The 21354-nt window shown below is 71.9% G+C and carries 22 protein-coding genes; 12 read left to right on the top strand and 10 right to left on the bottom strand.

Annotation, left to right across the window (positions count from 1 at the left end):
* Nucleotides 1-259: 259 nt before the first annotated feature.
* From BM536_RS40330 to BM536_RS15990, 3 genes are all read left to right on the top strand, one after another.
* The gene (locus tag BM536_RS40330; RefSeq protein WP_073492114.1) at nt 260-493 is read left to right on the top strand and encodes a hypothetical protein; all 234 of its coding nucleotides are present in this window, start codon (nt 260-262) and stop codon (nt 491-493) included.
* Nucleotides 483-1253, top strand: a complete 771-nt coding sequence (locus BM536_RS15995; RefSeq protein WP_107439593.1) for a DUF2637 domain-containing protein — start codon at nt 483-485, stop codon at nt 1251-1253. The genes BM536_RS40330 and BM536_RS15995 overlap by 11 nt, the downstream gene beginning before the upstream one ends.
* A 183-nt stretch (nt 1254-1436) precedes the next feature.
* Nucleotides 1437-2834 carry an NAD(P)/FAD-dependent oxidoreductase gene (locus tag BM536_RS15990; RefSeq protein WP_211362882.1) on the top strand — a complete coding sequence of 466 codons (1398 nt, stop codon included), beginning with the start codon at nt 1437-1439 and terminating at the stop codon, nt 2832-2834.
* A gap of 46 nt (nt 2835-2880) precedes the next feature.
* On the opposite strand, the gene BM536_RS15985 is transcribed toward BM536_RS15990, so the two are convergent.
* Together BM536_RS15985 and BM536_RS15980 are read right to left on the bottom strand one after the other, a co-directional pair.
* On the bottom strand, nt 2881-3852 hold the full coding sequence (locus BM536_RS15985) for a zinc-binding dehydrogenase (RefSeq protein ID WP_094103135.1): 972 nt from the start codon (nt 3850-3852) through the stop codon (nt 2881-2883).
* Nucleotides 3853-4022: 170 nt separating this feature from the next.
* Nucleotides 4023-5186, bottom strand: coding sequence for an NAD(P)-binding protein (locus BM536_RS15980; protein ID WP_073492116.1), 1164 nt, complete (start codon nt 5184-5186; stop codon nt 4023-4025).
* Between the two features lie 198 nt (nt 5187-5384).
* Between BM536_RS15980 and BM536_RS15975 the strand changes: the two genes are divergently transcribed.
* Nucleotides 5385-6095: a pentapeptide repeat-containing protein gene (locus BM536_RS15975; RefSeq protein ID WP_079274935.1), complete on the top strand. Its 711-nt coding sequence runs from the start codon at nt 5385-5387 to the stop codon at nt 6093-6095.
* Nucleotides 6096-6127: 32 nt separating this feature from the next.
* Nucleotides 6128-6394, top strand: coding sequence for a hypothetical protein (locus BM536_RS15970; protein WP_143650920.1), 267 nt, complete (start codon nt 6128-6130; stop codon nt 6392-6394).
* 229 nt (nt 6395-6623) lie between these two features.
* Here the strand turns inward: BM536_RS15970 and BM536_RS15965 are convergent, their stop codons facing one another.
* Complete coding sequence (locus tag BM536_RS15965; RefSeq protein ID WP_073492119.1) at nt 6624-7124, bottom strand: hypothetical protein; 501 nt, start codon at nt 7122-7124, stop codon at nt 6624-6626.
* 356 nt (nt 7125-7480) lie between these two features.
* Between BM536_RS15965 and BM536_RS15960 the strand changes: the two genes are divergently transcribed.
* Nucleotides 7481-8893, top strand: a complete 1413-nt coding sequence (locus tag BM536_RS15960; RefSeq protein WP_079274936.1) for a M1 family metallopeptidase — start codon at nt 7481-7483, stop codon at nt 8891-8893.
* 7 nt (nt 8894-8900) lie between these two features.
* On the opposite strand, the gene BM536_RS15955 is transcribed toward BM536_RS15960, so the two are convergent.
* The gene (locus BM536_RS15955; RefSeq protein WP_094103059.1) at nt 8901-9860 is read right to left on the bottom strand and encodes a bifunctional GNAT family N-acetyltransferase/NUDIX hydrolase; all 960 of its coding nucleotides are present in this window, start codon (nt 9858-9860) and stop codon (nt 8901-8903) included.
* 166 nt (nt 9861-10026) lie between these two features.
* Between BM536_RS15955 and BM536_RS15950 the strand changes: the two genes are divergently transcribed.
* Both BM536_RS15950 and BM536_RS15945 read left to right on the top strand, forming a co-directional pair.
* Nucleotides 10027-10611, top strand: a complete 585-nt coding sequence (locus tag BM536_RS15950; protein ID WP_073492122.1) for an ArsR/SmtB family transcription factor — start codon at nt 10027-10029, stop codon at nt 10609-10611.
* A 13-nt stretch (nt 10612-10624) separates the two neighbouring features.
* Nucleotides 10625-10822, top strand: a complete 198-nt coding sequence (locus BM536_RS15945; RefSeq protein WP_073492123.1) for a hypothetical protein — start codon at nt 10625-10627, stop codon at nt 10820-10822.
* 267 nt (nt 10823-11089) lie between these two features.
* Here the strand turns inward: BM536_RS15945 and BM536_RS15940 are convergent, their stop codons facing one another.
* Nucleotides 11090-11665: a TerD family protein gene (locus BM536_RS15940; protein WP_073492124.1), complete on the bottom strand. Its 576-nt coding sequence runs from the start codon at nt 11663-11665 to the stop codon at nt 11090-11092.
* 147 nt (nt 11666-11812) lie between these two features.
* Between BM536_RS15940 and arfB the strand changes: the two genes are divergently transcribed.
* Nucleotides 11813-12250, top strand: coding sequence for an alternative ribosome rescue aminoacyl-tRNA hydrolase ArfB (gene arfB, locus BM536_RS15935; RefSeq protein ID WP_073492125.1), 438 nt, complete (start codon nt 11813-11815; stop codon nt 12248-12250).
* 130 nt (nt 12251-12380) lie between these two features.
* On the opposite strand, the gene BM536_RS15930 is transcribed toward arfB, so the two are convergent.
* Nucleotides 12381-12872 carry a GNAT family N-acetyltransferase gene (locus tag BM536_RS15930; protein WP_073492126.1) on the bottom strand — a complete coding sequence of 164 codons (492 nt, stop codon included), beginning with the start codon at nt 12870-12872 and terminating at the stop codon, nt 12381-12383.
* A 48-nt stretch (nt 12873-12920) separates the two neighbouring features.
* Nucleotides 12921-13547, bottom strand: a complete 627-nt coding sequence (locus BM536_RS15925) for a flavin reductase family protein (protein WP_079274937.1) — start codon at nt 13545-13547, stop codon at nt 12921-12923.
* Between the two features lie 310 nt (nt 13548-13857).
* Between BM536_RS15925 and cdgB the strand changes: the two genes are divergently transcribed.
* A complete protein-coding gene (gene cdgB, locus BM536_RS15920) occupies nt 13858-15534 on the top strand; it encodes a diguanylate cyclase CdgB (protein ID WP_073492128.1) in 1677 nt (558 codons plus the stop codon).
* A 153-nt stretch (nt 15535-15687) separates the two neighbouring features.
* Nucleotides 15688-16632, top strand: coding sequence for a carbohydrate-binding protein (locus tag BM536_RS15915; RefSeq protein ID WP_073492129.1), 945 nt, complete (start codon nt 15688-15690; stop codon nt 16630-16632).
* Nucleotides 16633-16638: 6 nt separating this feature from the next.
* On the opposite strand, the gene BM536_RS15910 is transcribed toward BM536_RS15915, so the two are convergent.
* The 3 genes from BM536_RS15910 to BM536_RS15900 all read right to left on the bottom strand — a co-directional run bounded on the left by BM536_RS15910 (nt 16639) and on the right by BM536_RS15900 (nt 19891).
* Nucleotides 16639-17559 (bottom strand): 1-phosphofructokinase family hexose kinase, encoded by a 921-nt coding sequence (locus tag BM536_RS15910; protein ID WP_073492130.1) that lies wholly within the window; start codon nt 17557-17559, stop codon nt 16639-16641.
* A gap of 149 nt (nt 17560-17708) precedes the next feature.
* Complete coding sequence (nagA, locus tag BM536_RS15905; RefSeq protein ID WP_073492131.1) at nt 17709-18821, bottom strand: N-acetylglucosamine-6-phosphate deacetylase; 1113 nt, start codon at nt 18819-18821, stop codon at nt 17709-17711.
* 122 nt (nt 18822-18943) lie between these two features.
* Nucleotides 18944-19891 carry an ROK family protein gene (locus BM536_RS15900; RefSeq protein WP_073492132.1) on the bottom strand — a complete coding sequence of 316 codons (948 nt, stop codon included), beginning with the start codon at nt 19889-19891 and terminating at the stop codon, nt 18944-18946.
* Nucleotides 19892-20093: 202 nt separating this feature from the next.
* On the opposite strand from BM536_RS15900, the gene BM536_RS15895 reads away from it, so the two are divergent.
* Nucleotides 20094-21317: an extracellular solute-binding protein gene (locus BM536_RS15895; protein WP_094103134.1), complete on the top strand. Its 1224-nt coding sequence runs from the start codon at nt 20094-20096 to the stop codon at nt 21315-21317.
* The last annotated feature ends 37 nt before the right edge of the window (nt 21318-21354 follow it).

The raw sequence follows: 21354 nt of genomic DNA, 5'->3' as shown, positions 1-21354 counted from the left end.
ATCCACGCAGGCTGGTTCGTGCCGCCGAAACTATTCATCCAATTTGTCGGCGGTGAATCCTATTTATGCCGCGAGTGGATTCGAGAAGAAAAACTGCTCGCCACTCTTCTCGGATTTTCCGTCTGCGCGGGGTCACTCGTTTGCCGCGCATCTGGAGGGGGGACGGCTGCGTTAGCGGAATATGGCGAAAGCAAGGTCCCATGGTCTGCCTCAACGCAAGGCGAGGACGGATAATCTGCCTGCGGTCGGTGATCTGACGGTGGGCAAATACACTTTCATGCCTGGTGCGGCATACTCGTCGGCGCTCACGGCACAGGGTGCCACGGCCAGGGGTGATGCGCGGGTCGAACGCCAGGTCACCGAGCCGTTGCTTCGCGAGTTCCTCGCCCTGCTGGAGGAAATCCAGGAGGAACTCAATTCGCGATGGAACGGCCAGGAAAACTCCGGCCGTCGCGTGCAGCGCGTGACGGGGACGTATTTTCATGAATCATGACTTTGCGGATCCTTCCTTTGCGCAGCGTGAGTGGTACTCCGACGCGTACTCCTACGGGCCGGGTACCGGCTCGAACGGGGGGCATGCCGGCAGTGTGCACTCCGGCGTTCCCCTGACCGCACCCGACGCGGGCTGGGACCCGGTCGAGGAACTTGCCTACCTCCTGCAGGAGGCTGTTCCAGCGGACCAGACGTCCAGGATCCCGCCACCGCGCAGCGAGCCCGCATCCGGCGTCGGCTTCACCGAGCCGATGGAGGGCCTCGCGCAGATCACCGCTCAGTTGCCACCCACCCGACGCTCCTCTGCCGGACATCGGAAGATCCATGAGCGAAGAGCCCGGCTCAAGTGGCTGCAGACCGGCAGCTTCGTCATCGTCGCGCTCGTCGCCGTCATCGTGGCGATGGTCAGCGTCTTCGGCGGCATGGCGGCCTACAGGCCTCTGCAGAACATCCCGTCCGGACCGGGAGGCGCCATGGTCCCCTGGTGGCCTCTTCTCGTGTACGGCCCCTGGATGGTTGCCTCTCTCTCCATCCTTCGGACTGCCCTGCATCAGCGACGAGCCGTGCATTCGTGGTTCATCGTCCTGCTCTTCTCCTCCGTCGCGATGATGCTGTGTGTGGCTCAGGCCGACTGGACCTTCACCGGTATCGCCGGAGCCTGCCTGCCCGCCCTGGCCTCCCTCGCCTGCTTCCAGCAACTCGTCCGGCAGATCACGCTGACCCTGCCACCGCGACAGAGCACGCGGCGCCACCGCCAGTAGCGGCCCCGGGGCGTTCTCGCGCGCTGACGGCAGCCTGTGACAGCAACGTCGGCGGACGTCGCCGTATTCGACGATCAAACAGGGCCCGGCGGACGGTACCGGCGCGCGTCGCTGGTCAATGGCCCTGCGGGACGACGGAATCCGTAGGAGACAGGGGCCGCCCGGGCGGGTTAGCGTCCGGTCATGAGCAGCGGTGTCGTGAACGGCGGGATCTCCTACTGGTACGCGGACGACGGCCTCCCCGCGGTGCGGGAGCCACTCTCCGGTGACGCGTCCGCGGACGTCGCGATCGTCGGCGGCGGCTACACGGGCCTGTGGACGGCGTACTACCTGAAGAAGGCCGCGCCCTTCCTCCGGATCACCGTCCTGGAGCAGCGGTTCTGCGGTTACGGCGCCTCCGGGCGCAACGGCGGCTGGCTCTACAACGGCATCGCGGGCCGCGACCGGTACGCGAAACTCCACGGCCGGGACGCCGCCGTACGGCTCCAGCGGGCGATGAACGACACCGTCACCGAGGTGATCCGGGTGACCGGGGCCGAGTCGATCGATGCCGACGTGCATCGCGGCGGGGTCCTCGAAGTGGCCCGCACCCCGGCGCAGTTGGCGCGGCTGAAGGCGTTCCACGCGCAGGAACTGGCGTACGGCGAGCAGGACCGTGAGCTGTACGGCGCGCGGGAGACCGCCCAGCGGATCCGGGTGGCCGGCGCGGTCGGTTCGACGTGGACCCCGCACGGGGCGCGGGTGCATCCGGTGAAGCTGGTGAAGGGGCTGGCGGCGGCCGTGGAGGCGCTGGGCGTCGTGGTGCACGAGTCGACGCCGGTCACCGAGATCCGGGCGGGGCACGCGGTGACGCCGTACGGGACCGTGCGGGCGTCGTACGTGCTGCGGTGCACCGAGGGGTTCACGGCCTCGCTGAAGGGCCAGCGGCGGACCTGGCTGCCCATGAACTCCTCGATGATCGCCACCGAGCCGCTGACCGACGAGCAGTGGGCGGCCGTCGGCTGGGACGGCCGGGAGACGCTGGGCGACATGGCGCACGCCTACATGTACGCGCAGCGCACCGCCGACGGGCGGATCGCGCTGGGCGGGCGCGGGGTGCCGTACCGCTTCGGGTCCCGGACGGATCACGACGGGCGGACGCAGGAGGCGACCGTCGAGGCGCTGCGCGAGATCCTCGTCGGTTTCTTCCCCGCGCTGGCCGGCGTACGGGTCGCGCACGCCTGGTCGGGGGTGCTGGGCGTGCCGCGCGACTGGTGCGCGACGGTCACCCTGGACCGTACGACGGGGCTCGGCTGGGCGGGCGGCTACGTCGGCTCGGGCGTCGCCACCGCCAACCTCGCCGGGCGCACCCTGTGCGACCTGGTCCAGCAGGACTCCGGGCAGGCCGGGCGGACGCCCCTCACGGAATTGCCGTGGGTCGGCCACAGGGTCCGCCGGTGGGAGCCGGAGCCGCTGCGCTGGCTGGGCGTGCAGGGCATGTACGCGACCTACCGCGCCGCGGACCGCCGGGAGACGGAGAACCACAGCGCGGGGTCGTCACGGCTGGCGCGGGTGGCGGACCGGGTGGCCGGGCGGCACTGAGCCCGCGTTGAGCGGAACCGGGCCGCGTCAGGGCTACCGGGCCGCGTCAGGGCTCCAGGACGACCTTGCCGGTCGTGCGGCGGGTCTCCAGGGCGCGGTGGGCGGCGGCCGCCTCGCGCAGGGGGAAGCGGTGGACGGACGGGGTGAGGCGGCCGGTGGCGGCCTCGGTGAGGGCGCGCAGTTCCAGGGGGCGCAGACCGCCCGCCTTCTCCAGCATCACCGGGCCGAGGACCGACTGTGAGACGCCGTCCACGAAGTAGCCCTTGCCGTCCTTGATGCCCTCCGCCGACCAGCCGAAGACGAGGTGCGTGCCGCCGGGGCCGAGCAGCGCCACCGCCTCGCGGGCGACCTCGCCGCCGACGCCGTCGAAGACGACGGTGGCGGGACGGCCGCCCAGGAAGGCGCGGACCTTCCCCGGCCAGGACGGGTCCCCGTAGTCGACGGCGAGGTCGGCGCCGTTCTCCCGGACGAGGGCCGTCTTCTCGGGTCCGCCCGCGAGACCGACGACCGTGGCGCCCGCGTTCTTCGCGTACTGCACGAGCAGGGTGCCGATGCCGCCCGCCGCGGCCGGGACGACGGCCACCGCGTCGGGGCCCAGCTCGGCGAACTGGGCGATCCCCAGCGCCGTACGGCCCGTGCCGATCATCGCGACCGCCTGGGCGGCGTCCAGGTTCGCCGGGATCTCGTGGAGGCGGTCGACGTCGGTGACGGCGAGTTCGGCGTAGCCTCCGGGCGCGAAGCCGAGGTGGGCCACGACACGTCTGCCGAGCCATCCGCCGTCCACGCCCTCGCCGAGGGACTCGACGACCCCGGCGACCTCACGGCCGGGGACGGTCGGCAGTACCGTCGGCTGCTGCTGCGGGCCCTGATGGCCCTCGCGCAGGGCGGTGTCCAACAGGTGCACACCGGCCGCCCGGACGGCGATACGGACCTGGCCCGGCGCCGGGAGGGGGTCCTCGACCTCTTCGTGGGTGAGGTTCTCGGCCGGGCCGAAGGAGTGCAGGCGTATGGCGTGCATCGGGGTCCCCCATAGTCGCTGGTGCTGGTGCTGGTGCTGGTGCTGGTGCGCGTTCGCGTTCGCGTTCACGTTCACGTTCGCGTGAGTCTTGTCGTCGCGTCGCGTCGCGTCGCGTCGCGTCGCGTCGCGTCGCGTCGCGTCGCGTGGTGCTGTGCGCCCACTCTGTGACCTCAAGCCTGCTTGAGGTCAAGGGTGTTGCGGCCGAGGGCGAGGGAGACGGCCGTCAGGGCGCTGGTGAAGGAGACCTCCGACAGCACGCCCGGCGAGGCCACCTGGTCGCCCGCCAGATAGACGCCGTCGCCGCGTTCGACGGCCGGGCGGTCCCGCCAGCTGGTGCCCGGCAGGTCGACCGCGCCCGTACGGCCCGCCGCGACCGCTTCCCTACGCCAGGTCACCCGCTCGCGCCAGCCGGGGAAGCCCAGGTCGAGGAGGTGCTCGGCACGGGCGACGCCCACCGCCCGGGTCTCGCCGGGACCGATCGGGATCTGTCCCTGGATCAGCTGCTCACCGGCCGGGGCGAGTGTGCGGTCCTGCGCGGAGAACCGCTCGATCCAGCCGGGCGCGTCCAGGTCGGAGACGGCGAAGGCGTCGCCGCGCCTGCTGCGTACGGCGAGGTCGAGCAGGACGGTACGGCCGCTCGGCCAGGTCAGGGAGTCGTCCCGGAGCAGGTGACGGGCGGCGTCGAGGGAGGTCGCGACGATCACCGGGGTGTCGGTGGGAAGGGTGTCGACACGGGAGAGGGTCTCCATCCGCACCCCGAGGTTCCAGGCGCGGGCGGCCATCCGGTCGATGAGGGCGCCCCAGCCGCCGCGCGGGTAGTGCGCCTCGGGCGGCAGTTTGGTGGCGCGGCGCAGGCGTTCCTGCACGAACGCGGCGGACAGCGCGCCGGGGTCGTGGTGGAAGAGGGCGACGGCGGAGTAGTGGGCGGCGGCGCGGGCGCCCTCCTCACCGGCCAGCTCGGTCGCCCACGTCAGGAAGTCGACGTCGACGGGCGCGGGGCGGCGGACGCCGGCGCGCAGCAGCTTGAGCATGGCGAGCGGCGGGGTGCGGCGCAGGGCGCCCCGGTGGTGCAGGCGCAGCCGGGCGGCTTCCAGGGGCGGGAGCGGGGCGAGCGCTCCGATGAGGTCGCGCTGCCGGAGCCAGGTCCAGTGCGGGCCGCCGTTGTACAGGGCGTGCGGGCCCTCATTGGTCCGGTAGGGGCCGTCGGCGGTGCGGGCCCGTCCGCCGAGGGTGTGGTGGGCCTCGTGCAGGGTGACTTTCGCGCCCGCCTCGGTGGCGGCGATGGCGGCGGTGAGGCCGGCGAAGCCACCGCCGATCACGGTGATGTGACGCATGGACTCTCCTTCGGGTCGGGTCGGGTCCGGTTGAGTTGAGTTGGGTTGGGTTGGGTCGGCTCGTGTCGGGTCGGATGTCTGGCCGGCTGATGTCCGGCGCCTTCGCCGGATACGACCGCTGGTGGGCCGGGATGTGTGACATGGCGGGTGTTCGCGCAGGTCAGCGGGATTGTCAGTGGTGGGGTGCAGCATGGGGGAATGGCGAGGACGGGTGCGGGTGGCGGGGGCAGGGCGAGGGCGGCCGCGGGCAGTGGCAGCCGGGTGAAGGGCGCGCGGCGGCCGGAGGTGCGGCTGCCGCCGCTCGAGCCGTACGACGGCGGGGGCCTGGAGCCCGACGGGGACTACGACGGGGTGGAGTTCCGGGAGAGAGACCTGTCCGGGCAGGACGGCGGGGGCGCCCGCTTCATGGACTGCGCGCTGTCCGCCTGCGTGCTGGACGGGACGCGGCTGCACCACGCCCGCCTGCTCGACTCGGTGCTCACCGGCATCCGCGGGGTCGGCACGAACATGGCCGAGTCGACCCTGCGCGATGTCGAGCTGGTCGATGCCCGCCTGGGCGGGACGCAGATGCACGGGGCGGTCCTGGAGCGGGTCCTGATCCGTGGCGGCAAGATCGACTACCTGAATCTGCGTCAGGCCCGGCTGCGGGACGTCGTCTTCCAGGGCTGTGTGCTGGTCGAGCCGGACTTCGGGGGTGCCCGCCTGGAGCGCGTGGAGTTCGTGGACTGTGCTCTGAAGTCGGCCGACTTCACGGCGGCGACACTGACGGACGCGGACCTGCGCGGCGCGACGGAACTGGGCATCGCGGGCGGCCTGGACCGGCTGTCCGGCGCGGTGATCAGCACGGCCCAACTACTGGATCTGGCACCGGTCCTGGCCGCTGAGCTGGGAATCAGGGTGGAGGACTGAGACGGAGGGGGACGTTCTACGGAAACGTGCTGGTGGCACGCCCGTGCGCCGAAGCGGTGCCGCTGCCGGCGGAGGAGGGCATCACCGGGTACGCACTGCCGGTGGGGCCGGGGCACACCGTCGTCCTCCCGGACCCGGACACCTCGGCGCTCGACCTCGCGGCAGGGCTGGGCAGACTGCTCGCGGCACCGGCGGTGGGGACGTACGTCTTCGACTCGGACGTCCTCGTGATGCTCGTCCACGAGGACGGTGTGCTCCGCCTTGACCACGACTCCTGCTTGACCACGACTCCTGCTTGACCACGACTCCTGCTTGACCACGACTCCTGCCCCGGCTACTTCGACGGCCTGCACGCGCCGCGCCTGACGACGGGGTTCCACTACCGGCCGGGGGAGACCTGCCGTACGGGACGGCGGCGGAGGATCTCGTGGTGCTCGGTGGGGCGGTGCGGCCGACGCGGGTCGGCTGAGGCGGGTCGCTGGCGGGTCGGCCGAGGCGGAGGCCGATCGGGCTCGCCGGACGGGGGCCTCAGCGCAGCCGGGGGAAGCGGGCCTGGAGGGTCCAGATCGCCGGGTTCTCGCCCAGGTCGTCGTGCAGGTCGACCAGGTCGGCGATCAGGTCGTGCAGGAAGTCGCGGGCCTCGCGGCGCAGCTCGGCGTAGGAGAAGTTCAGCGGGGGTTCCTCGGCCGGCATCCAGTCGGCCTCGATGTCGACCCAGCCGAAGCGGCGCTCGAAGAGCATGCGGTCGCTGGACTCGGTGAAGTCCAGTTCCGCGTGCTGAGGGCGGGAGGCGCGGGAGCCCTTCGGGTCCTGGTCGAGCTGCTCCACGATGTCGCACAGCGCCCACGCGAAGTCGAGCACCGGAACCCATCCCCAGGCTGTGGACAGCTCCCGGTCCGCCTTGGTGTCGGCGAGGTAGACGTCCCCGCAGAACAGGTCGTGCCGCAGCGCGCGGACGTCCGCGCGGCGGTAGTCGGTCTGCGGGGGGTCGGGGAAGCGGTTGGAGAGGGCGTAGCCGATGTCGAGCACGTAGGTGATGGTGTCACGGCTCCGCGGGGGCGGGCGCTCTCCGAGATCCCTGACCTGTCCCGGCCTGCACGGCTCCTGGAGCCCTGGTGTGTTGGGGTTCGGGCGGTGCTCGGGGCTCTGGTGTGTTGGAGCTGGAGCTGGAGCTGGAGCTGGAGCTGGGGCTGGGGCGGGTGCTCGGGGCTCTGGTGTGTTCGGGCTCGTGCGGTGCTCGGGGCCTTGGTCCGTGCAGGCTCGTTCAGTGCCCGGGGCTCTGGCCTCTTCCGACCCGCGCAGCGCTCGATCCGTGACATGTCCTGGTCCGCTCGTGCCTGAGAACGCTGGCATGTCCTGGTCCGCTCGTGCCTAAGATCGCTGGCATGTCCCGATCCGCGCGCCTTGTCAGGGCCGTCGCCGTGGCCGTCGTCTGGAGCCTCGCCCTGCCGCTCACCCTCGCCGGTTGCGACGGGGGCGGACAGGGCGACGCCGGCGCCCCGGGTGTCGGCGACCCGTACTTCCCGCAGGCGGGCAACGGCGGTTACGACGTCCGCCACTACGACCTGGCCCTCGCCTACGACCCCACGGTCCGCCGTCTGTCCGGCACCGCCCGTCTCACCGCCCGCGCCACCGATGCCCTCTCCGCCTTCGACCTCGACCTGTTGGGCATGACGGTCGAGAAGGTCACCGTCGAGGGCAGGGCGGCGTCCTTCGACCGCGTCGGGCAGGAGCTGACCGTGCGCCCCGAGGACCGCCTCGGCGAGGGCGAGACCTTCGAGGTCGCCGTGCGCTACTCCGGCCGCCCGGAGACGATCACCGACCCGGACGGCTCGAAGGAGGGCTGGCTCAGGACCGTCGACGGGGCGCTCGCCTTGGGCGAACCGACCGGTTCCATGGCCTGGTTCCCCGGCAACCACCACCCCGGCGACAAGGCGTCCTACGACATCGAGGTCACCGTGCCGCAGGGCCTGACGGCCGTGTCCAACGGGGAGTTGAGGAGCGAGCGGACCGCCGGCGGCCGTACGACGTTCGCCTGGCACACCGCCGAACCCATGGCGAGCCATGTCGCCACGCTCGCGATCGGCCGCTACACCGTCACCCGCTCCACCACCGGGGACGGGGTGCCGGTGTACGTCGCCGTCGACCCCACCCAGGCCGCCGCGAGCCGCACCGCGCTGGCCCGGCTGCCCGAGGTCATGGAGTGGGCGGCGTACAACTTCGGCCCGTACCCCTTCTCCTCCACCGGCGCGATCGTCGACCGCCCGCGCGACTCCGAGTACGCGCTGGAGACCCAGAACCGTCCGGTCTTCCCCGGCGCCCCCGGGATCGAACTCCTCGTCCACGAACTCGCCCACCAGTGGTTCGGCAACTCCGTCACCCCCCGCACCTGGCGGGACATGTGGCTCAACGAGGGGTTCGCGACCTACGCCGAGTGGCTGTGGACGGAGGACGAGGGCGGCCCCACCGCCGAGGAGACCTTCACCGAGCTGTACGAGCACGGCGAGGACACCTACGAGGACCTCTGGGACTTCCCGCCCGCGAGGCCCACCGGCGCCGCGGACGTCTCCGCCGACCCGGTGTACCAGCGCGGCGCGATGGTCGTCCACAAGCTCCGGCAGGCCGTCGGCGACGACGCCTTCCACGATCTCGTCCAGGGCTGGACCGCCGCCCACCGCCATGGCAACGCCGACACCGCCGACTTCACGGCGTATGTGGAGGAGCGGGCCCCGGACAAGGACCTCGAGCCGATCTGGCGCGACTGGCTGTACGGGAAGGGCAGGCCGGAGCGCCCCTGACCCGCCGTCACCGAGGCCGGCGGGAGGCCTCCCACGCGTCGAGCAGCCCGGCGAGGCCCTCCGGCCACACCGGCTCCGCCTCCTCGGCCAGTTCCTCGCGGGTCCACCAGCGCCAGGTGAGGATGCCGTCGGTGGCATGGGCGGCGGCCAGGTCGGGCCCGGCGGGTTCCCGGCGCGGGCCCGGGGTGACGTAGATGTGCTCGTGCTGGTGGACGGGGATGCCCCCGTGGGTGAAGTCGTGCTCCCAGGTGTGCAGCAGCGCCTCCGGCTCCAGGTCCGTCCACCCCGTCTCCTCGGCCAGCTCCCGCAGGGCGCCTTCGCGCGGGGACTCGCCCTCGTCGAGTCCGCCACCGGGCAGCGCCCAGTGCACGCCCACCTCGACGTTGTCGTACCGGAAGAGGAGGACCGCGCCGGCCGGGTCCACCACGGCGACGCGGGCCGCGCGGCGCGGGGTGCGCAGGCTCTTGCGCAGTACGGCGCAGGGGCGGCCGAGCCGGAGGTCGGGCCGGTGCCCGGTCACCTCGTAGCCGAGGGCCGTCCAGAAGGCGAGTCCCCTGGGGTTGGTGTCCAGGACGGCGAGCCGTACGCCACCGCGTCCCGCCGCACGGAACCGTGCCTCCACGGCCTCGGCGATCCGACGCCCGTACCCCTGCCCCCGCACGGCCGCGTCGACCAGCAGCAGCCCGATCCACGGGTCCGGATCGTCCGGGTCGGGGTGCCGCGCCAGCGTCACGACCACCCCGACGAGCCGCCCGCCGCCGCGCGCCAGCAGCACCTCCGCCCCCGGATCGGCCAGCTCGTCCGCCAACGCCCTGGCCACCTGCTCGGGCCGGATGTCGTCGGGGTCCGGAAAGTCACCGCTGAGCGCCTGGAACTCCCGGTCCGAGGCGTAGAGCGCGGTGAGTTCGGCGAGCAGGGGAGCGGGAATGTCGTGGTCGGGAGTGAGGCGGAGCGGGTCGAGGCGCATGGGGGCAGGCTAGTGGCGTGACCGCATGGCTTCGCAGGGTTGGTGGTCGTGGGCGGCCCCCTGCCCGGCGGATGTGAGGACACTCCGGACCCACCTCCGCGCCCTACAAAGGACTCATTGCAAAGAAGGCGTTGCAACGATTCCTTTGGATCGCTACTCTCTACGCATGAACGAGCCCCAGGACCCCCAGGTCCGCAGCCTCGACGCCCGCTCCCTGCGTGGGCTCGCGCATCCCCTGCGCATGCAGCTGCTGGACGCCCTGCGCTTCGGCGGTCCGGCCACCGCGTCCCAACTCGCCGCCAGGCTGGGCGAGTCCAGCGGGGCCACCAGCTACCACCTGCGACAGCTCGCCGCCCACGGCTTCATCGAGGACGCCCCCGAGCGGGGCAAGGGCCGGGAGCGGTGGTGGAAGGCGGCCCACCAGGGCCTGAGCTTCGACGACGCCCTGCTCATGGACCCCAACCCGGACGTACGCGGGGCCGCCGACACGTATCTCCACGAGGTCGCGACCGCCCAGGGGCGGGACCTGTCGACATGGCTCGGCAACCGCCACGCATGGCCGGAGGAGTGGAACCGCACCTGGGACATGAGCAGCGCGACGCTACGGCTGACGCCCGAACTCACCCGGGAACTCGTCGAGAAGATGCACGCGCTCGTCGACACCTACCGCGACCGGGTCACCGAAGAGGGCGACGCCGACACCGCTCAGGTACGCATCCATACCCGCGCATTCCCCCTCACCACGGAATGAGAGGCCACAGCCGATGCACTCCGAGACACACCTCGCCCCGCACCACGTCCGCGCCGCCGACCTCCGCGCCGAAGCCGACGCGTACCGTCTCGCGGCCGTGGCCCGGCGCCCTCGGGACCCTCGGGACCTCCGGACCCGCCTCGGTTGGACCCTCGTGGAGGTCGGCCTGCGGCTGGCCGCCGCGCCGAGGGCGGCGGTCGCTGTTCCCTAGTCGTTCCGTCCGGGGAGAGAAGAGCGACGGACTCGCCATCAGGGCTCAGGCTGGCTGAGCGGCACGGCCGAGCCGCGTACCGATCACCGAGTACCGATCACCGAGTACCGATCACATCGTCCCGACCGCCTCGTCCCGACCGCCTCGTCCCGTGCCGGTGGCGCGACTCCGGGACTTCTGGGCCGCATCAGGGTGGGTCCTCGCCGCCGTACGACAGCGGAGCCCCCGGCCGAGTGGGCGGGGGCTCCGGTGAGGGGTGAGCGGGACTCAGACGTTGACGCCGAAGTCCTGGGCGATGCCCACGAGGCCCGAGGCGTAACCCTGGCCCACGGCGCGGAACTTCCACTCGGCGCCGTTGCGGTACAGCTCGCCGAAGACCATGGCCGTCTCGGTGGCCGCGTCCTCCGACAGGTCGTAGCGCGCGATCTCGGCGCCACCGGCCTGGTTGAGGATGCGGATGTACGCGTTGCGGACCTGGCCGAAGTTCTGCGAGCGGTTCTCCGCGTCGTAGATCGAGACCGGGAAGACGATCTTGTCGACATCGGCCGGGAGGCCGGCGAGGTTGACGTTGATCGCCTCGTCGTCGCCCGCGCCCTCGCCCGTGCGGTTGTCACCGGTGTGGACGATGGTCTGGTCCGGCGTCTGCTTGTTGTTGAAGAAGACGAAGTGGGCGTCGGAGTAGACCTTGCCCTCCGGGTTGACCGCGATCGCCGAGGCGTCGAGGTCGAAGTCCGTGCCGGTGGTGGTGCGGACGTCCCAGCCCAGGCCCACGGTGACGGCGGTCAGGCCCGGAGCCTCCTTGGTGAGCGAGACGTTGCCACCCTTGGACAGGCTTACAGCCATTGTGGGGAGTCCTTCCCTAGTTCTGTGACGGGCACGAAGCTACAGCTACCCCTATGAACGCCGCGAGGGGCGCTCAAGGTTCCCCGTGTCTTTACTTTCTTTGCCAAACCCTAATTCGCGTGACGTGGACGGGTCAGGCGAGGGAACATGTACGGCATGTCCGGTCCCCATGTCATCAGAGGCTCCGTCTCCCTTCCCGAGGCCGAGCTGGTGTGGCGTTTCTCGCGGTCCTCGGGGCCCGGCGGGCAGCACGTCAACACCAGCGACTCGCAGGTGGAGCTGCGCTTCGACCTGGCGCGCACCGAGGCACTGCCCGAGGTGTGGAAGGAGCGCGCGCTGGAGCGGCTCGCCGGGCGCCTGGTCGACGGCGTCGTCTCCGTCCGTGCCTCCGAGCACCGCTCCCAGTGGCGCAACCGCGAGACCGCCGCCGTACGCCTGGCCGCCCTGCTCGCCGAGGCCACGGCTCCGCCGCCCAAACCGCGCCGCCCCACCCGTGTCCCGCGCGGGATCAACGAACGCCGGCTGCGGCAGAAGAAGCAGCGGTCGGACACGAAGCGGGGGAGGACGGGGCGGGACTGGGGATGAGGGTGAGGGTGAGGGACACGGGCCGTCCTGGAAGCTGACTGAGCCGACGACGCGCCCTCCCAGAAGCTGACAACGGGCCGTTCCGAGCTGACGACCGGCCGCCCCGGAATCCGGCAGCCCTCTGCCGCCTTCACGCTCGTACACGCTCCAGTGCCAGCACCCCCACCGTCTCGCCCTCGCTCCGCTCCCCCGTGTCACGGAAGCCCAGGCCGCGGTAGAAGCCCTCGGGGCCGTGGTCCCCGGGGTGCCAGGTGACGTACAGCTCCTTCCCGCCGCGGCGGCGGATCCGGTCGGCGACGGACTCGACGGCGAAACGGCCGTAGCCGCGGCCCTGCTCGCCGGCGGCGATGTTCAGCCGCCACAGGCCGGAGCGGATCAGGCTGCCGTCGCCGCGCCAGTCGATGTCGAGGAAGGCCATCAGGAAGCCGACGGGGCGCTCGCCGTCGACGATCAGGCGCGGCCAGGCGACCCCGGGATGCACATAGGCCTCGGCGAGCGACTTCACCACGGGCGAGACCGCGAATTCCTGCTCGGGCAGGACCCGAATGCCGAGAGCGGCTTCCAGATTTGCGGGGGTTATTTCTTCGAGACGGACGGTGGAAGTCGCCGAGGGGGTCGTCATGCGGGCAGCCTAGGAAGAGGGTTCAGCGCGTGGCCACTGAATTGCCGTTCAGTTCAGGTGGCGGTAACGGCCCTTGAAATAGAGCAGGGGTCCGCCCTCCGTGCTCGGCACGTGCGCGGTCAGCACCCGGCCGATCACCAGGGTGTGGTCCCCGGCCTCCACCCGCTGCTCGGTACGGCACTCCAGGGTGGCCAGCGCGCCGCCGACCAGGGGGGCGCCGGTGGTCTCGCCGCGGGTGTACGGGATGTCCTCGAAGAGGAGCCGGTCGCTGAGCCGGCCCTTCATCGCGAAGCGTCCGGCGATGTGCCGCTGGCTCTCCGACAGCACCGACACCCCCCACAGGGGCTGCTCGTCGATCAGGTCGTCCATCCGGGAGCCCGTGCGCAGGCTGACCAGCACCAGGGGCGGTTCCAGGGAGACGGACAGGAACGCCGTGGCCGTCATCCCGGCGTTCTCGCCCTCCGGCGATCCCGGGTCGTCCGGGTCCAGCGGGGCCTCCTGCGCGGTCACCAGGACCACGCCGCCGGCCAGCCGGGACATGGCGGCACGGAACTCGTCGTTGCTCACCCCCACAGCATGCCCGGAGGGGCGGGCCTGGGCGGGCACGGTGGGTGAGGTCTTCACTGGGTCGGGAGGCACGCTCCGCACGCTAGTCCCCGGGCCGCCGCCCCGCATCGGACCTTCGCCCGAGGGCGGTCGTAGGTCCCCGGACCGACCGATTCCCGTACGCTCTCCGGCAGGGGAGTCATACGCTCAGTAAACGAACCGGGAAAATGCAGAAACCCCGCGCAATTGCTCATGTTCCTATGTGACTTGAGTCACAAGCGGGGGGAATTGTTGACCCTGTGTACCGAGTGGGCAGCGCGCTGTGATTCAGTGGCGGAGGTGTCACAGGTACAGACCCAACGACATGCGCAACGACAGAAACGACGTTACGCCGAAGACAACCCTTGATTCGCTGCGAAGTCTCGGGGGGAGGGCGAGCATGGAGGCCGAGTCGGAGCCTTACGTCCGTCTTGCGTCCCTGCGACAACTGCACCAGGTCATGGCCGACATGAACACGGCCCGCAGCCTGGCCGACACGCTGCAGACGGTCGCCAACGGCGTCGTGACCGCCCTGGGATACGAACTGGCGTGCGTCAACCTCGTCCGACCCGACGGCGACCTCGTCGTCGCCGCCTTCGCCGGGAACCCCGCCGCCGAGGCCCTCATCACCGGCCGGGTCGGCTCCCGCGAGTCCTGGGAGCGGCGGCTGAGCATGGGCGAGACCTGGGGCGACTTGATCTTCATACCCCACACCGAGGGCTGGATCCTCGACGACGACGACGTCCCCCAGTGGTACACGGACGGGCCCGCGCCCCGCTTCGAGGACGAGTGGCACCCCTCCGACCGGCTGTTCGCCCCCATGTACACGCCCGCCGCCCCCGGCGGCAACGGCGCCTGCGGCGAACTCATCGGCGTCCTCTCCGTGGACCGCCCGCGCAACGGCCGACGGCCCGGTGCCTGGGGCCGCGAGGCCCTCCAGATGTACACCTTCCAGGCCGCCATCGCGATCAGCAACGCGCGTCTGCGGGCCAACATGCAGCGCGCCCTGGTCCGCCTGGAACGCGAACAGCAGGCCCTGCGCGCCAGCGAGGAAAGCTTCCGCCAGGCCTTCGAGTACGCCCCCTCCGGCATGGCCATCGCCGAGATGGGCGGCGACCAGCACGGCCGGATCCTGCGCACCAACGACGCCCTGTGCCGCCTGCTGGGCCGCCCCGCCTCCGCGATGCGCCGGTACTCCTTCTCCGACCTCGTCCACCCCGAGGACATAGGCACCCTGCTGCGGACCTCCGCCGAGGGCGGACGGGCCGAACTGCGCCTCGGCCGCCGCGACGGGACGTACCTCTGGGTGTCGCTGCGCAACTCCGTGGTCGCCGACGCCGCCGACGGACCCCGCTTCCTCCTCACCCACGTCGAGGACATAGAGGACCGCAAGCGCCGCGAGCTCCAGCTCGCGCACCGCGCCTCCCACGACTCCCTCACGGGCCTGCCGAACTCCGCCGAGCTGCGCTCGCGCCTCGCCTCCCGGCTCTGCCGGCGCCCGCAGTCCACGCACCCCGCCGCCGTCGACGCGATGGACGCCCAGGGCCACCCCGCCTTCGACACCAACGGGCACGGCTTCGACTTCCGGACCGACGGCGCGGAGAGCGCGGAGAGTTTCGAGGCCTACGACCACCACGTGCACACCGTCGCCCCCGAGGAGGGCGCCCGCGACGACGGCACCAAGGGGCTCGCCGTCCTCTTCTGCGACCTCGACGGCTTCAAGTCGATCAACGACCGGTTCGGGCACAACGCCGGTGACGCGGTTCTCATCGAGGTCGCCCGCAGGCTGTCCGGCGGCGTCCGCGACGGCGACACCGTCGCCCGGCTCGGTGGCGACGAGTTCGTGATCCTCGCCGACGGCCTCGGCAGCGCCGACGCCCAGGACCTCGCCGTACGCCTGCGCAACGAGATCATCCAGCCGATCCGCGCCGAGGGCCGGGCCGTCCGGGTGGGCGCCAGCTTCGGCATCGGCTGGGCACACTGCGGGATGACCGCGGACGAGGTGTTGAAGTCCGCCGACGAGCGGATGTACGTAGAGAAACGATCTCGTCCCAAACAGCACCGACGCGCTGGATGATCACCAGGTCAGCGGCCTGTACCCCCAAACGATGCGATCCGAGTCACCCGTTCGGCGGGTCCGGAGCGGGTAGGCTCGCACTTCTCCGCACGTATGGACGCGTAGGGATACGCGGACCGCATCCGCCCCGCACCTGTTGAGGAGTACGAAGGGATGACGCCCGGCAACAACGGCGCGAGTACGCCCGAGGACGACGACCCGTTCGGCTACCTCTACGCCGACGGCCAGGCCAACGGAGCGCAGCCTCCGTCCGGCGGTGGCTACGGATACCCGTCGGTCAACCGGGTCCGCCCGGTGGGCGAGCGCCAGTACGGCCAGCAGCAGACCGCGCAGTACGGGCAGCAGGCGGTGCCGCCCCAGCAGGGTGCGTACGGCCGGCCGAACGGCAACCACGCCGGTCCCGAGAGCTTCTCCGGCGGCGGTGGCACGCTCACCGGCAACCGGCAGCAGGGGACCGGCGGCGGCCGGGGGCGCGGTCCCAACACCAAGGGGCTGCTGATCGGCGCGGTCGCGGTGGTCGCCGCCGTCGTCATCGGCATCGCCGTGGCGATGGCGGGCGGCGACTCCGGCGACGACAACAAGGCCGGCGACGACGTCTCCTCCTCGCCCACCGTCTCCCAGAGCGCCTCGCCCAGCGCCTCCAGCAGCGGCGACGCCGAGGACGAGGTCGAGCTGCCCGAGGTCGACGCCAAGGCCCTGCGCCTCGGCGGCGCCGCCGCCCTGGCCTCCGACGTCCAGGGCGCCCAGGCGGACGGCGGCATCTACGTCGCCCTGAACCAGGTCGGCAACTCCGTCACCTGGAGCGTCGACGGCATCCCCGAGGACGGCGCGTACACGCTGTTCGCGCACTACAGCACCGCGGGCGACGACCAGTCGATGACCCTCACGGTCAACGGCAAGAAGTTCGGCCAGCCGCTCAGCATGAAGAACTACGCGAAGGCCGCCGACGGCGACTTTGCGAAGGGCTGGACCACCACCTTCGCCTGGCCCACCCTCACCAAGGGCACCAACACCGTCAGCCTGTCCTGTGAGGCCGGCGACAAGTGCAATGTCCTCCTGGACCAGTTCTGGCTGAAGAAGGGCCAGGTCGAGGAGTGACCTCGGTCAGGCGGCGGTGACCTCCCCGGTCACCGCCACCCTGCCCACCAGTTCCTCGTAGGCGGCCCGGTCGAAATCACCGGCCGTAGGGGACAGGACCGTCGCCGCGGACAGGGCGACCGCTCGGGCCAGGGTGCGGGGCCAGGGGAGATGTTCGACCAGGCCCGACAGGAGGCCGGCGGACACCGCGTCCCCGGCGCCCGTCGGGTTGCCGCGCAGCCGGGCCGGCGGGGTGGCCCGCCAGCGGCCCTCCGGGGTCGCCGCGACCAGGCCCTGCGGGCCCAGGGACGCCACCACCGAGCGGGCGCCGCGCCGACGGGCGTCCTGCGTCGCGCGCAACGGCTCGTGCGAACCGGTCAGCTCGGCCAGCTCATCGGCGTTCGGCTTGATCAGATCGGGGCGCGCCGCGACCGCGCGGCGCAGCGCCTCACCGCTGGTGTCCAGCAGCACCGGCACACCCGCGGCCCGCGCGGTGCGCACCAGACCCGCGTACGCGCCCACCGGCACCCCCGGCGGCAGGCTGCCGCACAGGGCCACCGCGTCGGCGCCGGCCACCAGACCCTCGTACGTCTCCTGGAACGCGGACCACTCGGCCGGGGTGATGACCGGGCCGGGTTCGTTGAACTGCGTGGCGTCGCCGCTGCGTTCGTCGACGACGGCGAGGGTACGGCGGGTCGGGGCGGCGCAGGGGACGAGCGCGTCGGTCACACCGGTGAGCCGCTCGCGCACGACTCGGCCGGTGGGGCCGCCCGCGAAACCGGTGACCGTCACCTCGTGCCCGAGGGCGGCCAGGACGCGTGCCACGTTCAGTCCCTTGCCGCCGGGGCGTTCCGCCACCTCGGTCACCCGGTGCGTGGCGTGCGGGAGCAGGGCCGGGACGCGGTAGGTGACGTCGAGAGCGGTGTTCACCGTGACCGTGAGAATCACCTGGCCCGACCTTCCCCGATCGCCGGCGTGCGCCTGCTGTTCGCGTGAATCCGTCCTTCCGGACGTCCTGATCATGCCAAAGAGACGGCGGCCGGCCCAGTCCCGGGGTCGGCCACCGTCTCCGCACGCGCTCTCCAGGGGTGGCCGTTTCAGGCCAGTTGGGGTTCCACCACCCAAATCCCCTGCCGCATCACGCCCTTGAGGTCGAAGTTCTCGTCCAGCAGCACCAGATCGGCGTCCTTGCCCGGCTCCAGGGAGCCCACCCGGTCGTCCATGCCCAGCAGCCGGGCCGGGTTCGCGGACAGGGCCGCGACCACGTCCTCCACCGGCAGCCGGTCCACCGTCACCGCCCGCTTGAACGCCCGGTCCAGCGTCAGCGTGGAGCCGGCGATCGAACCGCCCTCCACCAGCCGGGCCACGCCCTCACTGACCTCGACCTCCAGCGGGCCGAGCATGTAGCGGCCGTCACCGATGCCCGCCGCGTCCATCGCGTCCGTGATGAACGCGACACGGCCCGCCCCCGCCCGATGGAACGCCAGCTCCAGCGCGGCCGGGTGCAGATGGACGCCGTCGTTGATCAGCTCGACCGTCACCCGCTCGTCCTCCAGCAGCGCGGCGATCGGGCCCGGCGCACGGTGCCCGAGCGGCGGCATCGCGTTGAAGAGGTGGGTGGCGACGGTCGCCCCCGCCTCGATCGCCTCCACCGTCTGCTCGTACGTGGCATCCGTGTGGCCGACGGCCGCGATCACCCCGTGCTCGGCCAGCAGCCGTACGGAGTCGATGCCGCCCGGCAGCTCGGTCGCCAGCGTGACCATCCTCGCCCTGCCGCGCGCCGCGTCGATCAGCTTGCGCACCTCCGCCGGATCCGGGTCGCGCAGCAGCCCCTCCGAGTGGGCGCCCTTGCGGCACGGGGAGATGAACGGGCCCTCGAAGTGGATGCCGGCCAGGTCGCCCTGCTCGGCCAGCTCGCTCAGCAGGCCGGCCTGGCGGACCAGGACGTCCATCTCCTCGGTGACGGTGGACGCGACGAGGGTGGTGGTGCCGTGGTGGCGGTGGGCGCGGATGGCCTTCTGCACGTCTTCGGCGGTGCCGGAGAAGGAGGCTCCGCCGCCGCCGTGGTTGTGCAGGTCGACGAAACCGGGCACCAGCCAGTGGCCCGTCACGTCGATGACGTTCCCGTAGGCGGTGTCGGTGTCCGCGGCGATCTTCGTGCCGTCGACGGTGACGCGGCCGTCGGGCACCGTGCCGGTGGGGAGTACCACCCTGGCGCCGGCGAGGACGAGAGGCGCCTCGCCGGTTGCGGGCTGCGGGCCGTGTGTGGCTGGTCGCGCCCCCGCGGCGGAGCCGCATGATGTCGCGTCCCGCGCCCCTGAGGGGGTTGCCGTCACGTGGGTTCCTCCGGCGTCGTAGATGTGGTGTCGAGCAGGTCCCAGGCCAGTAGTCCTGCGCCCCGGCATCCGGCTGTGTCGCCCAGCGCCGCTGGGACGATCTCCGGGAGTCTCTGGAAGGTGACCCGCCGGCGGACGGCGTTCCGCAGCGGTGTGAACAAGGTTTCCCCCGCCTCGGCCAGGCCGCCACCGATGATGAGAGTGCGCGGGTCCAGCAGGGTGAGGGCGGTGACCAGGCCGTCGGCGAGTGCGTCGACGGCCTGCTGCCAGATCCGGACGGCGTTCGGGTCCCCGGACGTGACGGCCTTGGCGCAGTCCGCGGCGTCCGCCTCCGGGTCCCCGCAGGCCGCCGCCCACGCCTCGCCGACCGCCGCCGCCGACGCGAACCGCTCCAAACAGCCGTGCTGTCCGCAGGGGCAGTGCGTCCCACCGGGGCGTACGACGATGTGGCCGATCTCGCCCGCGAAGCCGTGCGCGCCCGCCTCCACCCGGCCGTCCACACCGATGGCGCCCGCGATGCCCGTGCCGAGGGCCACGAAGAGGAAGCGGTCGGCGCCCTGACCCGCGCCGATACGCCCCTCCGCGAGTCCTCCGGTGCGGACGTCGTGCCCGAGGGCCACCGGGATGCCGCCGAGCCGGCCGGTGAGCAGCCGCCGCAGGTCGACGTCGCGCCAGCCGAGGTTGGCGGCGTAGACGGCGATGCCGTTCGCCTCGTCGACGATGCCCGGGACCGCGACCCCCGCCGCGGCGGCGCTCTCGCCGAGGCGCCCGACGCCGTACGCGCGCAGCTCGGCGGCGAAGTCGAGGATGCCGGCGACGACCTCGTCGGGGCCGCGTTCGCGGCCGGTGGCCCGGCGGGCCCGGTGCAGCAGCGCGCCGTCCGCCCCGACGAGGGCGGCCTTCATCCCGGTGCCGCCCACATCCAGGGCGATGACGTGTCTCACGGAGACAGTGTGGCCCGAGGACCCGCAAGAGGTCTAGTCCACTTGCGTGGTGTAGACCTTGATCCGGATAGCGGTTTCAATGGTCGGAGCATTTATGTGTGGATCGTGTGAGCACACGGCACGGCCGTCAGGGGAGCAGGAGAGCACAGTGCAGCGGCGGGCAGCGAAGTCGGGACCGATCGCGGTGGCATCCGCACTGGGCATGACGGCGGTCCTCGCCGGATGCGGGCTCAGCGGCGACTCCGGCGACGTCACCCTGAGGCTCGTCGCCGCCGACTACGGCGACAGCGGCGCCAACAGTTCCAAGAAGTACTGGGCCGACCTCGTCGAGGCCTACGAGAAGGACCACCCGGGCGTCACCGTCGAGGTGACCGTCCACTCCTGGAACGACGTCGACCGCGAGGTCAAGGAGCTCGTCGACGCGGGCAAGGCCCCCGACATGGCGCAGATCGGCGCCTACTCCGACTACGCCGCCGAGGATCTCCTGTACAAGGCGGGCGACGTCCTCTCCATCCCCGTCCAGGCCGACTTCGTGCCCCAGCTCGCCGACGCCGGTGAGGTGCGCGGCGTGCAGTACGGCATGCCGTTCGCCTCCTCCACGCGGCTGCTGTTCTACAACAAGACCCTCTTCGCCAAGGCCGGCCTCACCGCGCCGACCACCTGGTCCGAGCTGGCCGAGGACGCGGCCGAGCTGAAGGCGGACGGCGTGAAGTACCCGTACGCCCTGCCCCTCGGCCCGGAGGAGGCCCAGGCCGAGACCATGCAGTGGCTGCTCAGCGGCGGAGGCGGCTACACCGAGACCGCCACCGGCTACAGCCTCGACTCCACCGAGAACGTCCACACCTTCACCTGGCTGAAGAACGAGCTGGTCGGCAAGGACCTCACCGGGCCGGTCGCGCCCGGCAGGCTCAACCGGGCCGACGCCTTCGCCGCGTTCGCCGCCGGGCAGGTCGGCATGCTCAACGGGCACCCCTCGCTGATGAAGGCGGCAGCCGAGAAGGGCGTCGAGTTCGGCATGGTCCCGATGCCCGGCGTCGACGGGCCGACCAAGGTCTCCATGGGCGTCGCCGACTGGATGACCGCGTTCAAGCAGAACGGGCACGCCGAGCAGATCAAGGACTTCCTGAACTTCGTCTACAGCGAGAAGAACGTCCTCGCCTTCTCCCGTGAGTACGACCTGCTGCCCGTCACCAACTCCGCCTCCGAGACCATGACCGCCGCCTCCCAGGACGCCGACCTCAAGCCCTTCCTCGACCAGCTGCCGGTCTCCGAGCTGTACCCGGTGGGGCGCACCTCCTGGGCGGCGGTCAGCGCGGACGTGAAGAAGCGGATCGGGCAGGCCGTGCAGCCCGGCGGCAGCCCGGCGGGGGTGCTGGGCCAGCTCCAGACGACGGCCACGACCGCGGAGAGCGGCTCCGCCGGCTGAGGAGGCGGTACCGGTTCCGCCGGCTCGAGCCGGGTCG

Origin of the sequence: Streptomyces phaeoluteigriseus, assembly GCF_001896135.2 — a bacterium.
GTDB classification, from domain to species: domain Bacteria; phylum Actinomycetota; class Actinomycetes; order Streptomycetales; family Streptomycetaceae; genus Streptomyces; species Streptomyces phaeoluteigriseus.
This window is presented reverse-complemented; position numbering and strand designations above follow the sequence as displayed.